The sequence below is a fragment of the Streptococcus mitis genome, assembly GCF_002096845.1.
GTDB lineage: Bacteria > Bacillota > Bacilli > Lactobacillales > Streptococcaceae > Streptococcus > Streptococcus mitis_A.
On sequence record NZ_NCVK01000003.1, the window covers coordinates 12,921 to 39,263 of the forward strand.

The window sequence follows — 26,343 nt, forward strand, 5'->3', positions numbered from 1 at the left end:
CCTTGCCGTAGATATGTTATTGACTTCGTCAGTTCTATCTACAACCTCAAAGCAGTGCTTTGAGCAACCTGCGGCTAGCTTCCTAGTTTGCTCTTTGATTTTCATTGAGTATTAATCTATTTTCTAAATTTCCACTGGCTGTAAATCCCGAAACCGATAATCCAGATAGCTGAGCCGACTGCTCCTACAAATGTAGACTCTTGTAAAAAGAGGGTTACAAAGACAAAGGCAAAGAAGAGCATGGTTAAAGGATTTAGGAAATGATAGTGGGGCATGAGATAGCCATCCGCCATAAAGTCTGGTGACTTGCGGTATTTAAGGTGTGCCACCATGATCAAGATATAAATAGCGATATAGACACCTGATGATGATGCTGTAATCAAGGCAAAGGCATCGGAAACACCTGGCAAGATGTTAATAAAGGCTGCTAAGGCAATCAAGATTGCTGAAGCGATGATGGCATTTTGTGGCACATTATGGCGAGAAAGAGTATCTGCCTTGATAGCTTTTAAGAATGGATTTGGCGAATCATGGGCAATCTGATACAAATGACGACCTGTTGAGTAGAGAGTTGAGTTAAGAGCAGATGCCGCTGATGTCAAAACGACGAAGTTAATCAAGGCTGCCGCCCACTTGATACCGGCTAACTCAAATACTGTAACAAAGGGAGAATCAGCCGATGCAAGTTCACGCCACGGAATGATAGCCATGATGGCTAAGAGGGCACCTCCATAGAAAAATGCGATACGCAAAGGAATTTCCTTAACGGCTTTTGGCAAGACCTGACGTGGATTTTTGGTTTCAGAAGTTGTTACCCCGATAAACTCAATCATGAGGTAAGCAAAGAACACCATCTGGAAGGCCATGACAAAGTTCACTCCACCGTTAGGGAAGAGGGAGAAATTGTCGGCAATATTAGCCAAACTTGCTACTCCATGAGGTGTTTTAAAGCCTGTCAAGACCATAAAGGCTCCTGTTGCAATCATGGCTAAAATAGCCACAATCTTGACCATAGCAAACCAAAACTCAACTTCCCCAAAGAGCTTCACCGCAATCAAATTGACCAAGGCTAGAATGGTCAAAAATCCAATCTCAATCATCCAGCTTGGCCAGCTAGGGAACCAAAACTGAACATAGTGAGAGATAGCTGTGATTTCTGCCATACCGATAAAGACAACAGATAACCAGTAAGACCAAACTGCAAAATGTCCCCAACCCTTACCCAAATGACGAGTAATAAAGTTAATAAAGGTATGTTGCTCAGGATCTTGATAGAGCATTTCTCCGACCGCTCTCATCATAAGGAACATAAAAGCTCCTGTAATCAGGTAAATTAGAACAATCGAAGGTCCTGTCAAACTGATAGAACGACCAGCCCCCAGAAAGAGGCCTGTTCCAATAGTTCCAGCAATGGCCATAACCTGTACGTGACGATTGGTCAGACCACGCTCCATCTTATTTTGCTTCTTTTTTGAACTCATATAGTCTCCAATTCTTTTTAAACCTAAAAGGGAGTAATTGGGGCGTTTCCCTCCTTCTACTCCCTTTAATCATTAGGCTGTTTTTTCAACTTTCAAGATTTTTACATCATAACTACCAACAGGTGTTTCAATAGTTGCTGTGTCACCTGTTTTCTTACCAATCAAAGCTTGTCCAATTGGACTTTCATTTGAAACCTTACCTGCAAAAGCATCTGCACCAGCTGAACCTACGATAATATAAACTTCTTCTTCGTCTTCACCAATTTCTTGGATAGTGACTGTTTTACCAATCGCTACTTCGTCTTGGGCAACTGAGTCGCTATTGACGATTTCAGCATAACGGATTTTTGTTTCCAAGCTAGAGATTTGTCCTTCGACAAAAGCTTGTTCATCCTTAGCTGCTTCGTACTCACTGTTTTCAGAAAGGTCACCGTATGAACGAGCAATCTTAATGCGTTCTACCACTTCTGGACGGCGGACCAATTTCAATTCTTCTAATTCTTTTTCAAGTTTTTCCTTTTCTGCAAGGGTCATAGGATATGTTTTTTCTGCCATTTTTCTCAACTTTCCTTCGATAATATTGAATCTCTATCTGAGATTCTCATTTGTGTAGTCTTAGTTTGAACTACTATTTTGAGTAAGCTTGCTATTAACGTGTTCAGCTACATTCCGATCATGTTCTTCCTTATTGCTAGCATAGTAAACCTTACCATCTGTCACATCTGCAACAAAGTAAAGGTTTTCACTCTTAGTCTGATTGATACTTGACTCGATAGCATCCAAGCTCGGACTATCTACCGGACCAGGCATGAGGCCTAGATTTGTATAAACATTGTAGGGTGAATTAATCGATGTATCAATTCCAGCATCGTCGGCAAGACTAATCTTCTGACCAAGTTTTCCTTGGGCATACAAGATGGCAATATTGCTTTGAAGTGGCATACCAAGATTCAAGCGATTGTAGAATACACCTGCAATCATCTTACGGTCTTCCGTCTTAGCTCCTTCTTTTTCGACAAGAGAAGCAATGGTCAGCAATTCATTGACCGTCAAATTCTTAGACTTAATCGTACTGTAATGAGGTGCCAAAGTCTTGTCCATAGCTGCCAACATCTCATCAATCAAGCTTTCAATAGTTGTACTTTCCTTGATAGAGTAAGTAGCTGGGAAGAGAAAACCTTCCAAACGGTAACGAACGCCACTTTCCTTTGTAGGCAAGCTTTCAAGTAGACTAGGATATTTGGCAACTTCTTGGCTGATAAAGTTCTCATCTTGAACTTTTGCCAGAAAGGCATCCGCTGTTAAAGGCTCTTTGAAGTCACCTTGCAATTGACCTACAGCTTGTGCAATTTGATCAATCGTATAACCTTCTGGAATTGTTAAATTTGCAAGCGCAGGTTCTTGAGCTTCAGCTGTTCCACCTTTTTGCAATTCATGGATGATATCTTCTGTACTCATACTCTTTTGCAAATTGTAATAGCCAGACTTCAAATCTGAATAATTTTTATATTTCGCATAAAATGCGAAAATCACTCCGTGTTTAATCAAACCAGACTTTTCAAGAGTTGAACCAATTGTTTGAACATTAGCTCCTTCTGGGATTTGCACTGTCACATATTGTTTAGATGAAGCATCCACAGGCTGTAAAGATGACTGAACATACTGATAACCGAAGTAAGCACCTGCTGAAATCAAACCTAGGAAAATAAGTAGAGAAATGAAGAAGGCCTTAAATCCTGATTTTTTCTTCTTGGGTGACTTAACCGTCTCACGACGGCTACGACGTGGAGTTGCAGTCATTTCTTCTACAACTTTCTTTTCCTCTACTGGTTTTGAAGTAGGAACTTCTCTTTTTACCTCTCTCTGAGCTTCTGTCTTATAAGAAACAGCTACCCTCGTTGGGATTTCATTAAATTCCTTTTCTACTTTTCTAGGACTAACAGGTCCTGGAGTTGGTCTTGATACTCCCTCCGCTGATGGAGTAGAAGATCCTTCTTGACTCGGGTGACTAGGGGCAAGTGGAGCTTGTCTTACAGCCTCTTCTGCGGGAGAAGAAGGAACATCTTGACTTGGATGGCTTGGAACAGTAAGAGTTTCTCTTTTTATCTCATCTGCTGGAGAAGCTGGTACATCTTGACTTGGGTGAGTAGGCACGGTAGGAGCTTTTCTCATAATCTCCTCTACAGCTGATAGAGAATCTTCCATTAGCTCTTCTATCGACTGGTCATTTTTAGAAGAAAATTGGGGTTTTATTGAAGCTAAATCAACTTCCTCCTGATCTTCTTCATGTTTTTTAACTCGTTCTAAATCTCGTAAAATCTGATCTTTAAAGCTTAATTTTTCTTCTTCTCTTGACTTTTCACTCAAAAGTTTTTCCTCCTCGTTGACAATCCATAATATTATATCTTAAAAGTCTAGGAAAAGCAACCTATGATGCCTTGTCTTGCCTATTTTTTAGCTTCCCAGACCATATCATACCAAGTTTCCCCTGCAAAGGTTGACTGGGATAAGCCTTCGTTGACAAATCCGTATTTTTCATAGTAGGCGATGAGATAGTCATGACAGGTTAGGTTAATGCCTTCTCTCTCATCTTCAAGAGCAACTTCTTTCAAAGCTGTTAGCAATTTCTGCCCCAGTCCTAGTCCCTGTGCTTCCTTGGCAATAGAGAGACAGGTCACAGAGATATAGCCACCCCGCTCATGACTATAGTCTTTTATGTCTTCTGTAAAAGACTGATCTTGCAGATGGCGGTGTGGTCCAACTGGTCCTTCTATGTACCCCATGATTCTACCTTCTTTTTCTGCAACCAGAAAAGAGGTCCGAATTTCTCGCAAATGCGCCTCAAAAACAGAATGAGGAATGGCTTCTTCAACCGAGAAATTTTCTAGTTCAATCTCGACAATCCGATCCAAATCTTCTAATCTTGCTTTCCTAATTTCCATTGTACCTCCAGATAAAAAGGATTAAACCAAATCATACTAAAACCCTGGCTAGTTGCATAAAGGGAAGTTTCTTCATCAATAAAACCGTTCATTTCAAAATAGGAAAGCAGCCCATCAGGACTCTCCAAACGAATCCCCTTGTACTCCAGCTCAACTGCCACCTCTTTCAAAGCCGCAAGAAGAAGTGTTCCCAATCCCTGTCTCTGATGGTCAGACTCAATGACTAAAGAATGTACTTTTAGACATTGCGGATTGTCTGACTGGGAACTTGATAGAATATAGCCTAAAAGTTGATTTTCATCCCTAGCTAGAAGAAAGGTATCCGCACACTTACGGATACTTTCTTCTAAGATATGGGAAGTCAGCTGCTTTTCAGCTGGAAAAGATGTGGCCTGAAGTGCCTCTATCTCAGGCAAATCAGACTTACTTGCCTGAATGATCTTAATTGGAATTTCCATAAGAATATCCTACTGAACATTGCTTGTCAAGTTTGACAAGAGACGCTCAAATGAGTATTCATAGGTTTGGATGTCTCCTGCTCCCATAAAGACATAGACAGCATTGTCATGGTCAAGGAGTGGAGAAACATTTTCAACAGTGATCACTTGGTGTTTTTTGTTGATTTTTTGGGCTAGGTCTTCTACCTTAACATCACCATGGTCTACTTCACGAGCAGATCCATAGATTTGAGCTAAGTAAACTGCATCTGCTTGATTCAAAGCGTGAGCAAATTCGTCCAACAAGGCAATGGTTCTTGTAAAGGTATGCGGTTGGAAGACTGCTACAATTTCCTTGCTTGGGTATTTCTGACGAGCTGCATCCAAGGTCGCAATAATTTCTGTTGGATGGTGGGCAAAGTCATCGATAATAACTGTATCATTGACAATTTTCTCAGTGAAACGACGTTTAACACCGGCAAATGTTTTCAAGTGCTCACGCACCAAGTTCAAATCAAATCCTGCTGTGTAAAGAAGAGCAATAACGGCCGTTGCATTCATGATATTGTGGCGACCAAAGGTTGGGATGTGGAATTGACCCAATTCTTGTCCACGAAAATGAACGGTGAAGGTTGAACCAGTTGTTGAACGAAGAAGCTCACTAGCTACAAAGTCATTACCTTCTGCTTCAAAACCATAATAATAAATTGGTGCATCAGACGTAATTTTACGCAATTCTGCATCTTCACCATAGACAAAAAGACCCTTGGTGATTTGTTTAGCATAGTCGTTAAAGGCATTGAAAACATCCTCGAGACTTGTGAAATAGTCTGGATGGTCAAAGTCAATGTTGGTGATAATAGAGTATTCTGGGTGGTAAGGCATGAAATGGCGCTCATATTCGTCAGATTCAAAGACAAAATATTTGGCATTGGCCGAACCACGACCTGTCCCATCTCCAATCAAGAAGCTGGTATCTGTAATGTGAGACAAGACATGAGACAACATACCTGTCGTTGAAGTTTTTCCATGTGCTCCAGCTACTCCCATGCTAACAAAGTCACGCATAAAGCTACCTAGAAATTCATGATAGCGTTTGTAGCTGATACCATTTTGGTCTGCATAGGCAATTTCGACGTTGTTATCTGGACGGAAGGCATTTCCAGCGATAATTTCCATATCACCGTCTAGATTCTTTTCATCAAAAGGAAGAATGGTAATTCCTGCCTGCTCAAGACCACGTTGAGTAAAGTAGTACTTTTCAACATCTGATCCCTGTACCTTATGCCCCATTTGGTGCAACATCAAGGCTAAGGCACTCATCCCTGATCCCTTAATTCCGATAAAATGATATGTCTTTGACATGTTTCCTCCCCTATTCTGTAATTCTTGTCAGATTCAACTCTTGTGCAACCCGATGTTCTTGTTCTGTTTGTTTACTTTTTTTATTGTAGATTTGGCTCTTCTTTAGAAAATCATAGTTGTTTTTCTTTGGAGCAAGTGCTGACACTTCTTCATTCTTGGTAGGGATAGAATGAACTTCTTCCGCCAAGATATAATGAGACTGGGTCAATTTTTGGCTATATTTGACAAATTCACCAGGATTTTCCTTTTGGAAAGGCGCTGTCGGTTGATTGCCCTGTCTAACAAGGCCTGATTTAGAATGACGTCTCGTACGGCTGAAATCCTGAGTTAGATAGTTAGCAGAGCGTTTCTTTTTCAAGTCTGCACGCGCTTCTTCACGCGCCACCTCCGCATAGCTCTTTCCTTCTTTTTTAACTCCTAAAGGAGCCTTTTTAGGTTTCTCTACTTGCTTTTCAATCGGTTTTACTGGCGCCTCTTCAGCAATAGGAGCCCATTCTAAATAATTTTTATCTCGATACTCACCCTTGATATTACTGATCAGATCAGACTCATCATACAAGTTCATGACTGGCATTTCAGTCAACATGACCTCGTCATCTGACACCAATGGAAATCGTTCTTGTTTCATTTTCTATTTCCTTTCAACACTTCATTATAGCGTATTGTCTTGATTTTTCAAGTGCTGGCTTCAGAAATTCCCAAAATTTCTCTAATTTCTGCTAGGGTCAGACTGCCACGTGACTCTGTTCCATCCAATACTTGTGACACCAGATGTTTCTTCTGTTCTTGGAGTTCCTGAATTTTTTCTTCAATAGTTCCCTTGGTTACCAAGCGATAGACCTCAACCGTTTCTTCCTGACCCATCCGATGGGCACGGCCAATGGCTTGCGCCTCCACCGCAGGATTCCACCAAAGGTCAACCAAGATAACCGTATCAGCACCTGTCAAATTCAGGCCGACACCACCTGCCTTAAGGGAAATCAGAAAGGCATCTCTTTCTCCTTGGTTAAAAGCCTTGGTCATATCTTGTCTTTCCTTGGCTGGGGTTGAACCCGTAATTTTAAAGGATGTCATGCCCAAGTCTGGCAATTCTTGTTCAATTTTCTCCAACATTCCCTTGAACTGAGAGAAAATCAAGACACGGTGTCCACCGTCTGCCACCTGTAGTAGCAGGTCTCGGAGACTATCCAGTTTGCCACTGGCTCCCTGATAATCTTCCATAAAGAGGGCCGGAGTGTCACAGATTTGACGCAAGCGCATCAAACCAGACAAGATTTCCACACGACTTCGCTGAAATTCCTGATCTGACACTTGAGCCAGACGGTCACGCATCTGTTGCAACTGGGCTAGATAGATAGCCTTTTGCTGGTCTTCCAGTTCATTCTTATAAACTACTTCAATCAAGTCTGGTAATTCAGTCAGAACTTCTTCTTTCTTGCGCCTCATAACGAAAGGCTTGATAAACTGAGCCACTCGCTCTGCTGGTAATTTCATAAATTCTTTCTTGCTTGGCAAAAGTCCTGGCATGACGATTTGAAAAATAGACCACAACTCACCCAAATGATTTTCAATAGGAGTTCCTGACAAGGCAAAGACTGATGGCACCACAAATTGTCTCAAGGTCTGAGCGATCTTAGTCTGGGCATTTTTCATGACCTGAGCCTCATCTAAGAAAAGGAAGTCAAAGGACATCCCTTGATAAAGCTCACTGTCCTGACGGAAGGTAGCATAGCTCGTCACATAGATTTGATGGCTCTCAGCAAGAATCTCTTCACGACTAGCTTTCAAACCATGAACAACAGCCACATCCAACTGTGGGGCAAATTTCTGAAATTCATCTGCCCAGTTATAAATCAAACCTGACGGTGCTAAAATCAAGACCCTACTTTCTTTTGTCACTTGACTGGTCAAAAAAGCAATGGTCTGAAGGGTTTTACCAAGTCCCATATCATCAGCCAAAATCCCACCAAAACCATAATGATGGAGCATTTGCAACCAGCCGATTCCCTTTTCCTGATAATCTCGTAAGTCAGCCTGAACCTGAGTTGCTTGTCTAGGGAAGTCCTCTGGATGCGTCAAATCATGGGCCAAATTCTGGAATTCCTGTGAAAAAGAAACACGGTCACGCCCCTCAAAAAGATGAGCTAAACTGTAGGCCAAGGATTTCCGAGCCTGCAAGGTCCCATCTTTTAATTCAAACTGCCCCAGTTCCTGTAGATTTTGGCGAATTTTCTTGGTTTCTTCATCAAAAAAGTAGACTTGGTTAGACGAATCAATGTAAAAATCTTGATTATCAACCAAGGCCTGCATGGCTTGATCGATTTCCTCCTGAGCAATATCTTGAAAATCAAACTGAATTTCCAAGAGACCTCCCTTGGAAGTAATCTGCACTTGAGGGCTTGCTAGGTTATAGAGTTCTTCTACCTTGTCTGATAGGTCAACATGCCCGAGTTTTTCAAAGACAGGAATGATTTCGTGGAAGAAATGATAGACAGACTCCGCTTTTAAGGCCTGACGCCAAGATTGAAAGTCTGCTTCAAAACCAGCTGCCAAACAGACTTGGAAAATTCTTTCTTCTAAGTCAGCATCACTCGAAAATGGCAATTCTTCTAACTCTTGTCGGCTAGATACCTGTCTATCTCCATAATCAAACTGGATTTCTAAACGAATTCGATTATCCTCTTCCCTGTCAAAGTAAAAAGAGGGTTCAAAGGATTTAATTTGTAAACGTTCAGGAGCTGAAACGATCCCCATCTGGCTAAAGAGCGTTAGACAGGAAGCTAACTTATCTCGGTCACTACTATCAAATTGCAGGTATTTCTTCCCATGTTGATCCACAGGTAGCGCTTTGATTTCCTTAAGAAGACGTATCTGCTGGTCTGTTAGAAAATAAACCTGTCCTTTATGGAAAAGCACAGCTCCCTGATAAAAGACATTGACCCTAGGACTCTCACTGATTTCCATTTCAAAATAATCCGAGTATTCTGTTACTGTAAAGGCAAAGAGATTGGCATCCGCATTCATATCCTGAAAAAGCAGGGTTTGGTAACTATCCACTTGATGGTCAAATTGAAAATGCGGCAAGGTCATCAGTAAATTCACACCCTGCTCAAAAAAAGTCAGAGGGAAAAAGAGGTGCCGACCCTGGTTTTGGAAAAAGAGGTCTGGAGCCTGTCCTTCCTCCATCAGTCCACGCAAGAAAGTCAGAAGTTCTTGGCTGGCCTCATCAAAGGATTCCCAAGACAAGGATTCCTCATAAGTCTTGCCAATCATATACGACTTTCTCTGCTCGACAATCCTTAAAAAGAGTGGAATATCCCGAATGACATAGTATTTTTGGCTATTGATTTGCCCAATTCTCAGGGTCCACAAGATATGATTGGTTCCTGCTTCCACTTGCCCCACAGCCGATAATTCATAGGCACGTTCTGCTTTTGGAGGCAAGATTCGGTCCAAAAATTTACCACCCAAGGTCACCTTGGTTTCAACGGCCTCTTTTTCTTCATGACCTTCTTCTAGACTCTGCAAGATTTCCTGACCACGCTCATCATTTTTTAAAAAATGCTCCAGCGCCGCCAAATGCACACAGTAGCCCCTCTTTTGGAAAAAATCGCAGGCACAAAAAACCAAATCATCCTCTAAACTATAGCGCAGTTCTTCTTCTGCAACGCGAGCGTAGAGCCGATTGTTCTTTTCCTTGATGATGTCAACCTTACCAGTTTCATAAAGGGCAACGCCTTCGATACGGACTTTCCCCGGAATCAATTTAGCCATATTTTTACCTTTACCTTATCTTTTTATTATACCATATTTTCCCCTATGAAAATAGCCTTCTAGGATGACTTTTCTCCTAGAAGGCTGGATTTTTAACGTTTGGCAAAAGTCGTCACAATCCGCTGACAAACTTCTTGCAGCAGGGATTTAGGCATGGCTACATTGAGGCGGGCATGGAGACTTCCTTCCTCCCCAAAATCCAAACCACGGTTGAGGATAACCTTGGCTTCATTTTTCAACAGCTCTTGCAATGCTTCATCAGTCAGGTCATAGGCTGAAAAATCAAGCCAAATCAAGTAGGTTCCTTGCGGTTTCATGACCTTGATTTTAGTCTCTTTTCCAAATAGATCCACCACATAATTGATGTGGTCTTCAAAGACTTGCTTGAGTTCCTCTAACCAATCTTTACCGTATCGATAGGCAGCTTCTGTCGCCAAATAACCCAGACCTGAAATTTCATGCTGGTTATTGGCTAACTGGCGTTTCTGGTAAGCCAGTCTCAACTTAGGATTTTCAATGACTGCATAGGAATTTTTTGTCCCAGCAATATTAAAGGTTTTAGTGGCACTGGTCAAGACGATAGCAAATTCTTTAAAGTCAGGGTTGACAGTATTGAAGGAATGATGCTTGTGACCAAAGAGGGCCAAATCTTGGTGAATCTCATCCGAAACCAAGAAAACACCATGTTTTTGGCAGAGTTGACCAATCTTCTCCAAGACTTCTTTTTCCCAAACACGTCCACCAGGATTGTGAGGGTTGCAGAGAATATAAAGTTTGACATCCTCTTCCACCAAATCCTTTTCAAGTCGGTCAAAGTTAATCTCAAACAGACCATCCTTTTCCACCAAAGAATTGGTAATCAATCTACGGTTGTTCAACTTGACACTGCGAGCAAAGGGTGGATAGACAGGTGTGTTAATCAGAACCGCTTCGCCTTCTTTTGTGAAAGCTTGAATAGCTGTTGAGATGGCTGGTACCACACCCTCGATAAAGATAAGAGCCTCTTTGTCAAAGTGGTAACCGTGTTGTGTGGCTTCCCACTTTTGAACTTCCTTAATTAAATCATCACTGGCATAGGTATAGCCATAAACCAGTTGATCAGCGTAAGTCTGCACGGCTTGGCGGATTTCAGGCAAGACTACAAAGTCCATATCCGCTATCCAAGCTGGTAGAACTTCACTATCCGTTTCTGCTTCTTTCCATTTATAGGTATGGTGCCCTAAACGATTGGGCTGGCTTGTAAAATCATATTTTCCCATCTTTGTCTTATCCTTCCAAGGCTTGGCGCAAATCTGCAATCAAATCTCTAGCATCCTCAATCCCAATTGACAAGCGCAAGAGATCATCTGTCAAACCATAAGAATGGCGCACTTCTGCTGGAATATCAGCGTGAGTTTGCGTCGTTGGATAAGTAATAAGACTTTCTACCCCACCTAAACTTTCCGCAAAAGAGAAGACCTTGAGGCTGTTCAAAATATGAGGAATGCGTGTTTCATCCGCTACTTTAAAGGAAATCATGCCTCCACGACCAGTGTAGAGCACTTCCTTAACTGCTGGAGAATCCTTCAAAAAGGCAACCACTTCTTGGGCGTTAGCTGTTGAGCGCTCCATACGAAGAGACAAGGTCTTGAGACCACGAATCAATTGATAACTGTCAAATGGAGACAAGACTGCCCCTGTCGTATTGAGATTGTAGAAAAGCTTTTCGTATAGTTCTACACTATTGGTCACAACCACTCCAGCCAAGACATCATTGTGACCTGCTAGATACTTGGTTGCCGAATGAAGAACCATATCTGCTCCATCTTCAATCGGACGTTGGTAAATAGGGCTGTAGAAGGTATTGTCCACCACCACTTTGGCACCCTTAGCATGAGCTAATTTTGCTAGTTTTTCAATATCAAATTCCAACATCAAAGGGTTGGTTGGGGTTTCAATATAGAGAACATCCACATCCTTCTCCAACTCGCCAATCAACTCTTCTTCTGTATTGGCATAGGTAAAATGGAAACGGCCTTCCTGCTCCACTTGATTAAACCAGCGGAAAGAACCACCATAAAGGTCACGCACTGCTAAAACCTTACTACCTACTGGAAAGACGCTAAAGGCCAATACAATTGCTGACATTCCTGAGCTAGTCGCTAGGGCATAATCTGCGGACTCAATAGCTGCCAAGACTTCCTCAGCCTTACTACGAGTTGGATTTTTGGTGCGCGTATAGTCAAACCCAGTAGATCGACCAAACTCTGGATGCTGATAGGTCGTTGAAAAATGAAGCGGTGTCACCAATGCACCTGTCGCTTCATCTGATTTGATACCCGCCTGGGCCAAAATTGTGTTGATGTGTAATTCCTTGCTCATACAATACCTCCAAATCTATAGTAACTATTGTACCACTTATTTTCATCAACTCATTTTCTTCTTTTCAAGAGCTAGTTATAGTTTCAAACTATAGACTTATACTAAATTCAAACCATGTCAGCGTTGCCTTGTCGTAGATATGTTACTGACTTCGTCAGTTCTATCCACAACCTCAAAACAGTGTTTTGAGCTGACTTCGTCAGTTCTATCTGCAACCTCAAAACAGTGTTTTGAGCTGACTTCGTCAGTTCTATCTGCAACCTCAAAACAGTGTTTTGAGCAACCTGCGGCTAGCTTCCTAGTTTTCTCTTTGATTTTCATTGAGTACTAGCTAGTAAAGCTAAAAAGAATCCAGAAAAGCTTCCAGATTCTTTTGTGACGATGATTGCTAGTGTTTACTTTGACTGAAAGAAATCCTGTTGGGCTAAATAGTCATAATGGTCTTTGTTAAATTGATATTGGCCCACACGCTGACCAATCTGACCGACATCCACGGCAAAAATATAGTCTTCATTTTGATAGTGCCAGTTCAGCCTAACTGTATTCAAGACTTTCTTATAAGTAAAATCTTGAACTTGATTCCAAGGCATCTCCACGACGTGATTAGAACGATTTTCAGTTATATCACTAATGTCCATCAAGTAGATTCCCTTAGTTGTGAATGCTATAAGCTTAGGCTTCACACTCGACTGAACATAGTAGGAACCGCCTATAATGAAAAAATCAATAAAGGATTTCAACCATGTCTTTTTCTTGAAGGCCATCAGAAAATTCTTTTGCCCTTCAATGCGACAAGTTGAAAGAAATGATACAATCTGTTTTTCTGTCGCAAACTCCATAATAGCGCCCATAATGTTACCTCCATAAAAATCACTAAATAGCCCGTTAAGAATTCTTCACTTAAAGAAGAACTTATCAATTATTGCTTTTTATCTTACTTTTACAGTAGACGGCATCCCTCCTATAAAATCATCCTAGCTTGTGTATACTTCAGTTAACACTGGGTAGATTTTCGAAAATAGTTTTTTACAAGTTTTTATTATATTCATTATAGCATACATCTAATAAACAATCTAAAAAATGTAATACTCTTCGAAAATCAAATTCAAACCACGTCAGCTTCGCCTTGCCGTACTCAAGTACAGCCTGCGGCTAGCTTCCTAGTTTGCTCTTTGATTTTCATTGAGTATATGCACTTTTCTTCCAAATTTGCCATCATTCTATTAAAAAACGACAGCTTCTTTCGAAACCATCGTTTTTTCTTGAAAAATCCTTATTTGACATGTTTTGCCAATTCTTCTTGGGCTTTTTTATTGGATTCTTCTTTTTCTTTCAGCCATTTTTCTTTGGCTTTTTCATATTCGTCTTTTGTAACTGTCTTATCTTGTAATTTGAGGTATTTATATGATTCAACCCCTTTATTACCAGCCAATGAATATGGTGTTGAGAAAGGAACAATTTTTCTCAATGTTGGTGTTCCACCAAGTGAAACATTTGGAATTGCTAGAGAGCTATCCACCAACCAAGCTTGGGCATCCGCATATTTGTCATAACGTTTAGCTGGATCTTGCTCCTTATTAGCTTCTTCCAACATTTGAGTGTAGACATCCAATCCAACAGCCTTGGCTTTATCATTGGCTTCACCTGGCTCTATACCTAGATTTTGCATCAAACCACCAGAATTAACGTTAAAGACGTCAAGATAGGTTGAAGGATCTTGATAGTCTGGACTCCAACCACCGTTGTAAAGATCGTAATCCTTCTGAGCTGCAGTCTGAGCCAAATAGCTTGTACTATTATAGTCCTCAGTAGAGAGTTGGTGAACATCAATCACAACATTTTCAGCACCTAAGACAGACTCGATTGATTGCTTCATAGAATTAATTCCTTGAATTTCAGCCTTATTGGTCAAATCTATAGTTTTATCTAAGTGGATAGGGAAAGTTACACCCTTAGCTTCTAATTCTTTCTTAGCTTCAGCAAATTTGGCTTTGGCTTTTTCTGGATTGTAGTATGGATCTTGAGCATCCGCAAAGTTGATTCCTTGCCATTCCTTACCATAATTGACCATCTTAGAGGCTACTACTTCACCAAAGTCTTTTCCATTGATACTTACGAAGTTTGGAGGAACAACCAAGTTACGCAAAATCTTAGTTGCACCATCTTCTCCCTGAGATTGAGCCCCGTAGGCTGTACGGTCATAGGCAAAATTAATGGCTTGACGGAAGTTTTTGTTAAGAACCGCTTCTTGAGTCGATTTCTTCTCAGCATCACTTGTCTTGGAAGTGAATTTATAAGATTTTCTATCTAAGTTGAAGTTTAAGAAGTAAGAAGTAGCATCTTGCATGCTATAAATGATATTGTCCTTATTCTTTTCTTTAATCCCTTCAAAGCTCGAACTATTTGGATAAAGACGAGCGTAGCTATAAGCACCTTCTACAAAGTTACGAGCCAGTGCATCTTGGTCACTACCATCATAATAGGCCAATTTCACATCATCTACAAAGACATTTTTAGCATCCCAGTAGTTAGGATTTTTCTTGAATTCGATGACAGATTTTGAAACAAAGGATTTCATCAAGAAAGGTCCATTGTACAAAATACTTGAAGGATCAACTGTTCCAAAATCATCCCCTTTTGATTTCAAGAAATCCGCATTGACTGGGAAGAGAATAGTTGAGGTTGTTTTTGAGTTCCAATAAGGTTCTGGTCGTGCCAAGGTATATTGAACGGTTTGGTCATCAAGAGCCTTGATTCCGACAGTTGAAAAGTCGCTTGTTTTACCAGTGATATAGTCATCTAAACCAGCAACGGATTCTTGCACTAAGTACAAGGCTTCTGATTTTTTATCAACCGCATATTTCAAACCAGTGACAAAATCTTGGGCAGTTACAGGAGCATATTCATCTCCATCTGCAGTATACCATTTAGCATCTTTACGCAGTTTGTAGGTATAGGTCAAACCATCCTGAGAAACACTCCAATCCTCTGCCAAGGATGGAATATAGTTACCATATTGGTCGTTTTCCATGAGACCATCTACCAGATTGGTCACAATATCAGTAGTTGTTGCACGGTTTTCTGCTAGATAGTTCAAACTAGATGGATCACTTGAGTAAACATAATTGTATGTTTTTGATGCTGTGCTAGAATTTCCACAGGCACTTAACAAAATACCTGCACTTAACACGACACCTGCAAGTGCTGCATACTTGGCCTTAGACTTTTTCATCTCCAGAACCTCCTGATTTAAATATTTGTCTTATTATACAACTTGAGTTTTATTTAGTCAATAGTTTTTTAAGTAAAAGTTAAGAAAAATAAAATTACCATCTACAAACTATAGGAATTATTCTACAAAATAATAAAAAAGAGAATAATTCAAGCATTTCGTGGTAGAAATGTTCAAATTATTCCTTTTATTTATAAAAAATTATTGAGAAATTTTTAATTTTGCTCGCAGGCGATCTGCTTGGGCTTTTCCAATCACCTTATCCAATAAACGGGTACGGAGACTCATGACTCCGTATACTCCTCCACCCATGGCACCGACAAGAGCTACATAAAGGAAGCTCCACAAACGTCCACTTGGTTGGAAGACAAATCCTAAAATCCACTGGATGGCACCTACACCGATGAACATAACAAAGGTCAACAAACTGATTAAAATGGTTCGCTTCAAAATCACCTTACGCTTGACACCTGTTACCTTACAAATATCTCGATACATCAAGACGTTAGGAATAATGAGACCGATAGTTGTAGAAATCAAAGGACCATAACTGTGGAAGAGGGCGATGGTAGGTATTTGCAAGACTAGCTTGGCAATCAAACCATAGATAAAATAGAGAACGGCCTTGCGGTTGCGGAACATAGCCTGAAGCATTGGAGACAAGACCATGTACAAGCCTAAAATAGTAGACTGCAAAACTGCAAAGACAAACAAGCCCATAGCCAAACTATCTGGTTTGCCATAAAAGACTGTATAAAGAGGTTCTCCTACCATAACCACTCCAACCGTTGCTGGTAGCAGGAATACAAAAAGCATGGTAATGCTGTCCTGAACGAGACGAGAAGCTGCCTTCAAGTCCCCCTTGACATAGTTTTCCGTCAAAAGTGGCAAACCGACACCCCCAATTGAAACTCCAACAGAAATCAAAATCATAGTGATTTTATTTGGGTTGGCTGAGAAATAAGAAAACATGACAACCAAGTCCTCATTGCTGTAGTTGGTAAACCAGCTCATACTATTGATAAAGGTCATCTGATCCAGAATCTGGAAGAGCTGGATGGCAGACCCAGTCAGGATAAAAGGAATGGCTTCCTTAATGGTATCCATTAACAGGTGTTTGCTATCAATCTTATCACGTGTTTCAAAGACTCTTTTGAGTAACCCTTCTTGAGCAAGGAAATAAATCAAAACTGCAAAACTAGCTACCATGCCGACAAAGGCCGCAAAGGTCGATTGGGTAACGGCTGCTAGGTAATCTCCTGAACCGAGCTTCATAATGATAAAGGTCGCTAGAAGCATCCAGATAACACGAATGACCTGCTCAGCAATTTGGCTCATGGCATAAGGTTTCAGGTTATTCATCCCTTGGAAGAAACCTCTGATAACACTCATAGATGGGAAAATCAAGACTCCCCAAGCCAAGCTCTGCATGATTGGGATCAGGTCTTTCCCTACACCCGACAAATCTGCTAGCCAAGGAGCAAAGACATACAAGATTAGGGCAAAAACGAGGCCTAGTCCTGTCATAAATCCTAAAAAGCTCCGAATCAGGGCAAAGCTATGCTCTTCTTCTCGCATGGTATTATACTTGGCAACTTGCTTGGCCACCGCAACTGGAATCCCTGCTGTTGAAACCAGCAAGAACCAAGCATAGATATTGTAACCCATGGTAAAGAGACCATTGGCCGTAGCCGCATAAGACCCCATCCAGATGTACCAAGGGATAATATAGATGGCCCCAAGCAGGCGACTGATAAAGTTACTAGCCGTTAACCAAGCAGTCCCCCGTAACATCTGGGCCTGCTGGTGATTGTTTTCGTGCGACATAGATTCCTCATTCAATTTTGATAACTAGGAAAAACTCCTTATCTTCCATTATAAACTTTTCCTTGTTACTTGTAAATTTGCGACTTTCGGTTTACAATAGAAAGTATGATTAAGATTGAAACCGTATTAGATATATTAAAGAAAGATGGTCTCTTCCGTGAGATTATCGACCAAGGACACTATCACTACAACTATAGCCATGTCGTATTTGACACCATCTGCTATGACAGTCGCAAGGCTAAAGAAAAGAGCCTCTTTTTCGTCAAAGGTGCTGCCTTTAAGAAGGAATTTCTGATTTCTGCCATCTCTCAAGGCCTCGGTTGGTATGTGGCTGAAAAGGACTATGAAGTTGGTATTCCTGCTATTATCGTTAGTGATATCAAGAAAGCCATGAGTTTGATTGCTATGGAATTTTATGGCAATCCACAGGAAAAACTCAAACTCCTTGCCTTTACTGGTACTAAGGGTAAGACAACAGCAGCCTACTTCGCTTACAACATCTTATCTCAAGGGCATCGACCTGCAATGTTGTCGACCATGAACACAACTCTAGATGGCAAGACTTTCTTTAAGTCTGCATTGACAACTCCTGAGAGCATCGACCTCTTTGACATGATGAATCAAGCTGTGCAAAATGACCGTACCCATCTCATCATGGAAGTATCCAGTCAGGCCTATCTGGTCAAACGTGTCTATGGTCTAACCTTTGATGTGGGAGTTTTCCTCAATATCAGCCCCGACCATATCGGCCCTATTGAACACCCTAGCTTTGAAGACTACTTCTACCACAAGCGTCTCTTGATGAAAAATAGCCGAGCAGTCATCATTAACAGTGACATGGACCACTTTTCTGTCTTGAAAGAACAAGTGGCAGATCAAGACCATGATTTCTACGGTAGTCAGTCGAGCAACCAAATCGAGAATTCCAAAGCCTTTAGTTTTTCAGCTACGGGTAAACTCGCTGGAGATTATGATATCCAACTCATTGGCCACTTCAACCAAGAAAATGCCGTTGCTGCTGGACTTGCTTGCCTCCGTCTCGGAGCAAGTCTTGAGGACATCAAAAAAGGAATCGCTGCAACCCGAGTTCCTGGTCGTATGGAAGTCCTCACTCAGAAAAACGGAGCTAAGGTTTTCATTGACTACGCCCACAATGGTGACAGTCTCAAAAAACTAATCAATGTTGTAGAGACTCATCAAACAGGAAAGATTGCTCTGGTGTTAGGTTCGACAGGAAATAAGGGAGAAAGTCGTCGCAAAGACTTTGGACTTCTCCTCAATCAACATCCTGAGATTCAAGTATTTCTGACTGCTGATGACCCCAACTATGAAGACCCAATGGCCATTGCAGATGAGATTAGTAGCTACATTAATCATTCTGTTGAAAAAATTGCGGATCGGCAAGAAGCCATCAGGGCAGCGATGACTATCACAAGTCAAGAATTAGATGCTGTGATTATCGCTGGTAAGGGAGCCGATTGCTACCAAATCGTTCAAGGCAAGAAAGAAGCCTATCCAGGAGATGCAGCCGTCGCAGAACATTATTTATAAGATAGTAAAAAATCAAGGGAAATGAAACCCTTGATTTTTTCTATCTTTATTTAAAAGCGTTTTTCAAACCTTCAACGGCACCTTCTACAGCACCTTTAGCATCTTCAACTACTTCTTTTGCCTTAGCAACTGTCTTTTCTACAGCGCCTTCTGCTTCAGTCTTGCTATCCCCAGTAACTTTACCAAATCCTTCTTTGATAGCGCCTGTTGCTTGTTCCAATTTGTTTTCAAGTGACATATGATTGTCTCCTTTAGGTTTATTCCGATATGTGTTACCGGTTACATATAGTTTATACGGAATGCTAAGGAAAGTCAAACAATGTGCTCAGAAACAAAAAATCAGGCCAAATAGAAAGTTAATCTTTCCTTATCAAAGTCGACGGCCAACTCATACTTTCCATCTTCATTTTGGACAATATAACCTAGGACAACCAAACTGTCCACAAAGATATCACGGCGTTTCTGCATAAGCTGATCTTTTTTGAGAAATTTTAGCAAAAAAGTTGTCATGTATTTGAGAGCATACTCAGGATTGACATCTCCTAAAATGGTATAGAGTTCCTGCTGTTTTTCTGTCAAAGGATACTGATGTTTGACCTTGTAGAAATAATTGGACAGGGTCATTTTTGTTCTCGCAAAGTCCGTCTTTTCAACTAGAATAGCTGCATTGGTTTGATTTCGTAATTCTGTCTCAAAACGTTGCTCCAACAAGGATTGATAGACCGGACTATCTTCTTTAACAAAAATCTCTTGATCCAGTTCGAGACTATCAAGTGATTTAAGCATAGGAAGATTAAGGTAATAACGCTTATTTTCCCGTAGAATCAAGCCTGCCTTTATATACTCTTCCATGAGTTTGTCAACTGCTACATCTGGAAACTTGGCCTTAATTTCCCGTAAAATCACATCATCATGCTGGTCCAGATAGCGGATCAATTCTCCAAAAAATGGCTGTCTCGTCAAACGAGATGGATTAAAAATCTGAATCATGAAGATTCCTTTCTTTACATTCTAACAGAGGCGATGCTGCCAACTGACTGGGATTGGTCCCCGGCTGGTTCAGAGGGACAGGTAGGCCTAGTTCTCTATAATACTCTCTCCAAAAATCACTAATCTCCCGCTCCCCATCCCCAAATTTCATGGGAATGGTTTCAAAAATGGGGAGAATTTCTGCCATGTACTGGGAACAGTAAAAACCAGCTCCATCTGGATAGAAAGAAGCATTGTAGGGAGCTCCCAGGTGTTTGCAAGCTTTTTCCTTCACAGACTGGATATCCATTTCTGGGTAGACATAGAGGTCGTACAAATGATTGGACTCAAAGAAGTCTGCTGGTTCCTGACAGATAACACCAGCCTGTCCACTAGCATGGTAAATCATCCCATCCAAATAAATGGCAACATGGTTATAGTTGCCTGTGGAAGTCTGGATGGCCTGTCCCATATCTGACTCATCTCTCACAAAATCATACTCTTCGAAAATCAAATTCAAACCACGTCAGCGTCGCCTTACCGTACTCAAGTACAGCTTGCGGCTAGCTTCCTAGTTTGCTCTTTGATTTTCATTGAGCATCAAATCGCCATTTTCTAACATGCTTCACTCCTAGAAAAAAAAGGAGCCGAAACTCCTTTCGATATAATTCAAACTAAACTTTCCTATTTTGAACTGACACTCAAAATCTTAAGCATTGAAGCTTTCAGTCAATTGAGGTACCACTTGTTTCTTACGTGAAACGGCACCAGCAAGGAAGGCATGATTGTTTTCAAGTTTGAAGTTGAAGGCTGCTTCGACCTTGTCCATATTGGCACCAAGAGCCAAGATTTCTGAGTTTGAGTTGACGATATCTGTAATCATCAAGACAAAGTCAGAGTAGCCGTTTGCTGTGTTGGCAGCTTGCATTGCAGCTTCAATTTCTGCTTGGCGTTCCAAAACTTCAGCGATATCAACTGTGTTTACTTGGGCAACACGGACATTATTTCCGTTCAATTCAAAAGTCTTAGCATCGATGTCAATCAATTCGTCAGCAGATTTGCTAGCCAAGTTTGTACCAGCTTTCAACATAGCTAAACCATACTCTTCCAAGTTTACACCAGCTAATTCAGCCAATTCAGGAGCAATAACCTTATCTGTTGAGTGTGTTGTTGGTGATTTCAAAAGAAGGGTATCTGAAATCAAACCTGAAAGCATCAAACCAGCAATCTCTTTAGGCACAGCTACACCATGTTCTTTGAACATACGATAAACGATTGAAGACGCTGAACCAACTGGCTCCAAACGCATGTAAAGTGGACTTGCAGTTTCAAAGTTAGCGACACGGTGGTGGTCTACAACACCATAAACTTCTACTTCAGCGATATCTGATACAGATTGTTGGAATTCATTGTGGTCAGTCAGGATAACTTGCTCTGCACCTTCTGCTTTGGCAGAAGTGATAACACGCGGTGCTTCCACACCAAAATAGTTCAAGACAAAGGCTGTTTCTTCATTTGGAGTTCCAAGGGCAACAGCTTCCGTATCCAAACCATAAGCTTCTTTTGCAAGGTAGGCAAAGGCTACAGATGACCCGATGGCATCTGAGTCTGGATTTTGGTGACCAAATACTAGAATCTTAGACATGATAATACCTCATTTTGTTTATTCTCTTTATTGTAGCATTTTTTTCGCTTTTTGACAAAAGTAAGAGGAGTCAAAGGACTCCTCACAATTGTTCAAAATAACTGATACTCTTCGAAAATCTCTTCAAACTACGTCAGCTTCGCCTTGCCGTAGGTATGGTTACTGACTTCGTCAGTTCTATCCACAACCTCAAAACAGTGTTTTTGAGCTGACTTCGTCAGTCTTATCTACAACCTCAAAGCAGTGTTTTGAGCTGACTTCGTCAGTCTTATCTACAACCTCAAAGCAGTGTTTTGAGCTGACTTCGTCAGTCTTATCTACAACCTCAAAGCAGTGTTTTGAGCTGACTTCGTCAGTCTTATCTACAACCTCAAAGCAGTGCTTTGAGCAACCTACGGCTAGCTTCCTAGTTTCCTCTTTAATTTTCATTGAGTATGAGTAAATTTCTATCTTGATTTTCAGATAAAAATCTTTCCTTCTGTGGTCTCTTCTTACGCTTGAGAAGGGCTTCTGCCGACATGGCTTCTTCCTTACTGGCAAAACCTTGAGCATAGATGAGTTTGACTGGCAAGCGTGCTCGTGTGTATTTGGCTCCCTTCCCACTATTGTGGACAGCGAGGCGTCTTCTCACATCAGTCGTATAGCCTGTATAGTAAGATCCATCACGGCACTCCAGCACGTACATATAAGCCTTATGATCCATAATAAATCTCTTCGAGTTCCGGCGTATAAGAGCCATCATCATTGTGGACAATGAGAGGTGGCAAGACCTTAAAGCCACTTGTTGAACCATCCTTGATAGCCTCAATCAAAAGCATATTGGCTTCCTTTTCTCTTTTTGGATAAACAAACTGCAGGCGCTTAGGAGCTAGATTATGCCGTTGTAAGGTATCCAAAATATCCAGAAGTCGATCAGGACGATGAACCATAGCCAAGCGCCCATTAGATTTAAGAATACTCTGGGCACTACGACAGATTTCCTGCAAATTGGTCGTGATTTCATGTCGCGCCAAGAGATAATGTTCGCTCTCGTTCAGGTTTGAATGAGGATCCACCTTGAAATAGGGTGGATTACACAAAATCATATCCACCTTACTTCCCTGGATGTAAGCAGGCATATTTTTCAAATCATCACAGATGACCTCCATCTGTTCTTCCAAACCATTCAAACGGACAGAGCGTTCAGCCATATCCGCCAAACGCTCCTGAATCTCAACAGCCAATATCTGTGCTTGAGTACGAGTGCTAGCAAAAAGCCCCACTGCTCCATTCCCAGCACAGAAATCCACAATCAATCCCTTCTTAGGGAAACGTGGAAAGCGTGACAAGAGAACACTATCCACCGAATAGCTAAAAACCTCTCTATTTTGAATGATTTTAATATCTGTCGAAAAGAGCTGGTTAATACGCTCTCCTGATTTTAATAATTGTTCTTCTTCCATGATTCTATTATAGCAAATTTATATTAACATTACAAAAGGTAGGAGGTTCTAACTAGTGCTTCTTCTTCAAATGTTGAAGGGCTTCCTTAGTCCAAATTGGCATCATTCGTTTGAGAGGAGCGAAGCCATAGTTAAAACGATCGCTTGAAAAGCGTCTCCGTCTTGGAAACTGGTGCTTTTCTTCCTCCAAAGTACGGATAGAAAGACTAGCTTTCCCTGTAAATTCATCTAAATCCACTACTTGAACCTGAACCTCTTCATCGACTTTCAAGGCTTCTTGGATATTTTCAATAAAGCCTGTCCGAATCTCTGAAATGTGAATCAGCCCCGTATCACCCGTCTCTAGTTCAACAAAGGCTCCGTAGGGCTGAATCCCTGTAATACGCCCCTTTAGCTTATCACCGATTTTCATCTTAGTTCTCGATTTCAATTGTTTCAATCACAACATCTTCAACTGGCTTGTCCATAGCCCCTGTCTCAACAGCAGCAATAGCATCCAAAACAGCGTAAGAAGCTTCATCAGTTAACTGACCAAAAACCGTGTGACGGCGGTCTAGGTGAGGGGTTCCACCTTGGTTGGCATAGATTTCCGCAATCGGTTCTGGCCAACCACCACGAGCAATTTCTTTCTTAGAATAAGGCAGGTGCTGGTTTTGGACGATAAAGAACTGGCTGCCATTGGTATTTGGACCAGCATTAGCCATAGAAAGAGCACCACGGATATTGTAAAGTTCTTCTGAGAACTCATCCTCAAATGATTCACCGTAGATTGACTCGCCACCCATACCAGTTCCAGTTGGGTCTCCACCTTGGATCATAAAGTCCTTGATAATACGGTGGAAAATGACACCATCATAATAGCCATCTTTAGAAAGAGCTACAAAGTTAGCCACTGTTTTAGGAGCATGCTCTGGGAAGAGCTTGATACGCAAGTCTCCGTGATTGGTCTTAATAGTCGCGATAGGACCTTCTACTACTTCAATGTCTACTTGTGGAAAATGCAATTCTTTTTCTACCATACCAAATCCTTCTAAGGCATCAAAAATGCCATCTTCTTCTAATGTTTTTGTAATATAATCTGCTTTTTCTTTGATGTTATCATGAGAAATTTCCATTGCAACGCTGATTCCAGCATAATCAAAGAGTTCCAAGTCATTCAGCCCATCTCCAAAAACCATGACGTTCTCTGGTTTGAATCCAAGGTGTTCCACAACTTTTTCCACACCCGTCGCTTTGGAGCCTGAAATCGGCACAATATCAGACGAATGTTGATGCCAACGAACCATGCGAAGTTTGTCTGAGAGACTATCAGGCAAGTGCAAGTCATCTCCCTTATCTTCAAAAGTCCACATCTGATAGATATCTTCTTTTTCATGGAAATCTGGATCTACATCTAAATCGGGATAAATTGGATTGATAGCTTCACTAATCATATCGGTGCGAGTCGACAACTTGGCATCATGACTCCCAACCAAACCATACTCAATTCCTTCTTGCTTAATCCAAGAGATATACTCCTCAACATCTGACTTCTCAATCTGATGTTGATAAATAACCTGACCTTTTTTATCTTCAATATAGGCCCCATTCAAGGTCACAAAAAAGTCAGGCTTGAGTTCACGAATTTCTGGCACGACACCAAAAATCCCTCGTCCAGAAGCAATACCTGTCAAAATTCCTTTCTCACGTAATTGCTTAAAAACAGTTGGGATTGAAGCTGGAATAAAACCTGTCTTTGAATTCCGCAATGTATCATCAATATCAAAAAAGACAATCTTAATCTTCTTTGCCTTGTATTTTAATTTGGCATCCATCTCACTACCTCTTTCAATCTAACTCTTTCCATTATACCATAAAGTAGCCTAAATCCCACATCCCCAATAAAATCCTTATCTCTTATCCGAATTCCTTTACTAGATACAAAACCAAATCATCATTATTTTGGCTAGTTGCATTCATTTCCAAGGGTTGATTTCGATACCAGACACCTGTCCCATCTGGAATGTAGCCCCGTTTGATATACAATCTCTGAGCAGGACCATACCCCAAGTGCAAACCTACACCAAGAGTGACCTTACTCGAAACAAACTTGACTCGTTTTTCTGCTTCTTCTAGCAGTTGATTACCAATCCCTTGATTTCGAAAAGGCTCAAACACATTAAAATCTGATAATTCTGGATAGACTTCTGCAAAAGGACCATGTTTAGCAGAGGGCAAAATGGTAACGTAGCCCGCTACAGCACCATCAATCTCTGCAACTAAGACTTCTCTATCCCCACTTTCCTGTTCCAGAAAATATCTAGCCAAAATTTCCTCTCTACCAGGCCAACCTTGATTCATAAATCCATGAGATAAGGATTCAATATCAGACTTAATCATATTTCTAATCGTACAATTCATCTTTGTCTTACCAATCTTTACTCTTTCTATCACCATTATAGCACGCCAAGGTCAGAAAAAAACTATCTCGTGAAAAAAGACCCAACCGAGTCTCAATTCGCTTTCTTGTTTCAAAGCTCATGAAAAAGAGGTCCACTGAACCTGAAAAAAAGACCCAACCGGGTCTTTTCTTTAATCTTCGTTTACGAAAGGCATCAAAGCCATTACGCGAGCGCGTTTGATAGCTGTTGTTACTTTACGTTGGTTTTTAGCTGAAGTTCCTGTTACACGACGAGGAAGGATTTTCCCACGTTCTGAAACGAAACGGCTAAGAAGCTCAGTATCTTTGTAATCAACATATTCAATTTTGTTTGCTGCGATGTAATCAACTTTTTTACGGCGTTTGAATCCGCCACGACGTTGTTGAGCCATGTTTTTTTCTCCTTTATAATTTTACTTGTCCATTAGAATGGTAAATCATCATCTGAAATATCCAATGGATTTGTTGCTCCAAATGGATTTTCATCACGTGAAAAGTCTGGTACTGAATTTGTAGGCGCTGAATAGTTTGAACTTGGTGCAGAGTAAGCTCCACCTGTGTGACCCTCACGCACACTACGGCTTTCCAACATTTGGAAATTCTCAGCCACGACCTCTGTCACGTAGACACGTTGTCCTTGCTGGTTATCGTAACTACGAGTCTGGATACGACCTGTCACCCCGATAAGTGAGCCTTTTTTAGCCCAATTAGCAAGGTTTTCAGCCTGTTGGCGCCACATAACGACATTGATAAAATCAGCCTCACGTTCGCCATTTTGACTCTTAAATGTACGGTTTACTGCAAGAGTAAAAGTCGCAACTGCTACATTTGATGGGGTATAACGCAACTCAGCGTCACGTGTCATACGCCCTACAAGTACAACATTGTTAATCATAGT

The 26,343-nt window shown here is 41.1% G+C and carries 27 protein-coding genes; 1 reads left to right on the forward strand and 26 read right to left on the reverse strand.

What is annotated here, in order from left to right; translation table 11 throughout:
• Positions 1-116: 116 nt before the first annotated feature.
• The 14 genes from B7695_RS00770 to B7695_RS00835 form a co-directional block, all read right to left on the reverse strand.
• On the reverse strand, positions 117-1,481 hold the full coding sequence (locus tag B7695_RS00770) for an amino acid permease (RefSeq protein WP_192855699.1): 1,365 nt from the start codon (positions 1,479-1,481) through the stop codon (positions 117-119).
• A 72-nt stretch (positions 1,482-1,553) separates the two neighbouring features.
• Positions 1,554-2,036, reverse strand: coding sequence for a transcription elongation factor GreA (gene greA, locus B7695_RS00775; RefSeq protein ID WP_000818750.1), 483 nt, complete (start codon positions 2,034-2,036; stop codon positions 1,554-1,556).
• 60 nt (positions 2,037-2,096) lie between these two features.
• Positions 2,097-3,848 (reverse strand): endolytic transglycosylase MltG, encoded by a 1,752-nt coding sequence (gene mltG, locus B7695_RS00780; RefSeq protein ID WP_084889327.1) that lies wholly within the window; start codon positions 3,846-3,848, stop codon positions 2,097-2,099.
• 80 nt (positions 3,849-3,928) lie between these two features.
• Positions 3,929-4,423 (reverse strand): GNAT family N-acetyltransferase, encoded by a 495-nt coding sequence (locus tag B7695_RS00785; RefSeq protein WP_084889328.1) that lies wholly within the window; start codon positions 4,421-4,423, stop codon positions 3,929-3,931.
• Positions 4,399-4,881, reverse strand: coding sequence for a GNAT family N-acetyltransferase (locus tag B7695_RS00790; protein ID WP_084889329.1), 483 nt, complete (start codon positions 4,879-4,881; stop codon positions 4,399-4,401). Before B7695_RS00790 ends, B7695_RS00785 begins: the two co-directional genes overlap by 25 nt.
• Positions 4,882-4,890: 9 nt before the next feature.
• On the reverse strand, positions 4,891-6,225 hold the full coding sequence (gene murC, locus B7695_RS00795; RefSeq protein WP_084889330.1) for a UDP-N-acetylmuramate--L-alanine ligase: 1,335 nt from the start codon (positions 6,223-6,225) through the stop codon (positions 4,891-4,893).
• Between the two features lie 10 nt (positions 6,226-6,235).
• Positions 6,236-6,853, reverse strand: coding sequence for a divisome accessory protein ZapJ (locus tag B7695_RS00800; protein ID WP_084889331.1), 618 nt, complete (start codon positions 6,851-6,853; stop codon positions 6,236-6,238).
• A 47-nt stretch (positions 6,854-6,900) separates the two neighbouring features.
• Positions 6,901-9,999 (reverse strand): pilus expression-regulating Snf2 family helicase, encoded by a 3,099-nt coding sequence (locus B7695_RS00805; RefSeq protein ID WP_084889332.1) that lies wholly within the window; start codon positions 9,997-9,999, stop codon positions 6,901-6,903.
• A 92-nt stretch (positions 10,000-10,091) separates the two neighbouring features.
• The gene (locus tag B7695_RS00810) at positions 10,092-11,258 is read right to left on the reverse strand and encodes a MalY/PatB family protein (protein ID WP_084889333.1); all 1,167 of its coding nucleotides are present in this window, start codon (positions 11,256-11,258) and stop codon (positions 10,092-10,094) included.
• A gap of 7 nt (positions 11,259-11,265) precedes the next feature.
• On the reverse strand, positions 11,266-12,360 hold the full coding sequence (locus tag B7695_RS00815) for a cystathionine gamma-synthase (RefSeq protein ID WP_084889334.1): 1,095 nt from the start codon (positions 12,358-12,360) through the stop codon (positions 11,266-11,268).
• Between the two features lie 117 nt (positions 12,361-12,477).
• Complete coding sequence (locus tag B7695_RS11315; protein ID WP_084889335.1) at positions 12,478-12,681, reverse strand: hypothetical protein; 204 nt, start codon at positions 12,679-12,681, stop codon at positions 12,478-12,480.
• Positions 12,682-12,755: 74 nt separating this feature from the next.
• On the reverse strand, positions 12,756-13,211 hold the full coding sequence (locus B7695_RS00825; protein ID WP_084889336.1) for a hypothetical protein: 456 nt from the start codon (positions 13,209-13,211) through the stop codon (positions 12,756-12,758).
• Positions 13,212-13,633: 422 nt separating this feature from the next.
• Positions 13,634-15,592, reverse strand: a complete 1,959-nt coding sequence (locus tag B7695_RS00830) for a peptide ABC transporter substrate-binding protein (RefSeq protein ID WP_084889337.1) — start codon at positions 15,590-15,592, stop codon at positions 13,634-13,636.
• A 201-nt stretch (positions 15,593-15,793) separates the two neighbouring features.
• Entirely contained in the window at positions 15,794-17,419 is a 1,626-nt protein-coding gene (locus B7695_RS00835) for a putative polysaccharide biosynthesis protein (RefSeq protein WP_084889338.1), read from the reverse strand.
• Between the two features lie 105 nt (positions 17,420-17,524).
• On the opposite strand from B7695_RS00835, the gene B7695_RS00840 reads away from it, so the two are divergent.
• Positions 17,525-18,970: a UDP-N-acetylmuramoyl-L-alanyl-D-glutamate--L-lysine ligase gene (locus tag B7695_RS00840; protein WP_084889339.1), complete on the forward strand. Its 1,446-nt coding sequence runs from the start codon at positions 17,525-17,527 to the stop codon at positions 18,968-18,970.
• 46 nt (positions 18,971-19,016) lie between these two features.
• Here B7695_RS00840 and B7695_RS00845 read toward each other — a convergent pair whose 3' ends face one another.
• The 12 genes from B7695_RS00845 to ssbA form a co-directional block, all read right to left on the reverse strand.
• On the reverse strand, positions 19,017-19,208 hold the full coding sequence (locus B7695_RS00845; RefSeq protein WP_000051184.1) for a CsbD family protein: 192 nt from the start codon (positions 19,206-19,208) through the stop codon (positions 19,017-19,019).
• A gap of 101 nt (positions 19,209-19,309) precedes the next feature.
• A complete protein-coding gene (locus B7695_RS00850) occupies positions 19,310-19,960 on the reverse strand; it encodes a DUF1803 domain-containing protein (protein WP_084889340.1) in 651 nt (216 codons plus the stop codon).
• The gene (locus tag B7695_RS00855; protein ID WP_419991783.1) at positions 19,944-20,453 is read right to left on the reverse strand and encodes a YiiX/YebB-like N1pC/P60 family cysteine hydrolase; all 510 of its coding nucleotides are present in this window, start codon (positions 20,451-20,453) and stop codon (positions 19,944-19,946) included. The genes B7695_RS00850 and B7695_RS00855 overlap by 17 nt, the downstream gene beginning before the upstream one ends.
• A 195-nt stretch (positions 20,454-20,648) precedes the next feature.
• On the reverse strand, positions 20,649-21,584 hold the full coding sequence (locus tag B7695_RS00860; RefSeq protein WP_084889342.1) for a manganese-dependent inorganic pyrophosphatase: 936 nt from the start codon (positions 21,582-21,584) through the stop codon (positions 20,649-20,651).
• Between the two features lie 189 nt (positions 21,585-21,773).
• On the reverse strand, positions 21,774-22,013 hold the full coding sequence (locus B7695_RS11320; RefSeq protein WP_084889343.1) for a hypothetical protein: 240 nt from the start codon (positions 22,011-22,013) through the stop codon (positions 21,774-21,776).
• Positions 22,003-22,287 carry a GIY-YIG nuclease family protein gene (locus B7695_RS00870; RefSeq protein WP_084889344.1) on the reverse strand — a complete coding sequence of 95 codons (285 nt, stop codon included), beginning with the start codon at positions 22,285-22,287 and terminating at the stop codon, positions 22,003-22,005. The genes B7695_RS11320 and B7695_RS00870 overlap by 11 nt, the downstream gene beginning before the upstream one ends.
• Positions 22,277-23,026 carry a tRNA1(Val) (adenine(37)-N6)-methyltransferase gene (locus tag B7695_RS00875; RefSeq protein ID WP_033685376.1) on the reverse strand — a complete coding sequence of 250 codons (750 nt, stop codon included), beginning with the start codon at positions 23,024-23,026 and terminating at the stop codon, positions 22,277-22,279. The genes B7695_RS00870 and B7695_RS00875 overlap by 11 nt, the downstream gene beginning before the upstream one ends.
• A 52-nt stretch (positions 23,027-23,078) precedes the next feature.
• Positions 23,079-23,438 carry a S1 RNA-binding domain-containing protein gene (locus tag B7695_RS00880; RefSeq protein WP_084889345.1) on the reverse strand — a complete coding sequence of 120 codons (360 nt, stop codon included), beginning with the start codon at positions 23,436-23,438 and terminating at the stop codon, positions 23,079-23,081.
• Position 23,439: 1 nt separating this feature from the next.
• On the reverse strand, positions 23,440-24,840 hold the full coding sequence (locus B7695_RS00885) for a bifunctional Cof-type HAD-IIB family hydrolase/peptidylprolyl isomerase (RefSeq protein ID WP_084889346.1): 1,401 nt from the start codon (positions 24,838-24,840) through the stop codon (positions 23,440-23,442).
• Between the two features lie 82 nt (positions 24,841-24,922).
• Complete coding sequence (locus B7695_RS00890; protein ID WP_084889376.1) at positions 24,923-25,426, reverse strand: GNAT family N-acetyltransferase; 504 nt, start codon at positions 25,424-25,426, stop codon at positions 24,923-24,925.
• 171 nt (positions 25,427-25,597) lie between these two features.
• Positions 25,598-25,837 carry a 30S ribosomal protein S18 gene (gene rpsR, locus B7695_RS00895; protein ID WP_000068664.1) on the reverse strand — a complete coding sequence of 80 codons (240 nt, stop codon included), beginning with the start codon at positions 25,835-25,837 and terminating at the stop codon, positions 25,598-25,600.
• A 32-nt stretch (positions 25,838-25,869) separates the two neighbouring features.
• On the reverse strand, positions 25,870-26,340 hold the full coding sequence (ssbA, locus tag B7695_RS00900) for a single-stranded DNA-binding protein SsbA (RefSeq protein ID WP_000609602.1): 471 nt from the start codon (positions 26,338-26,340) through the stop codon (positions 25,870-25,872).
• Positions 26,341-26,343: the final 3 nt, after the last annotated feature.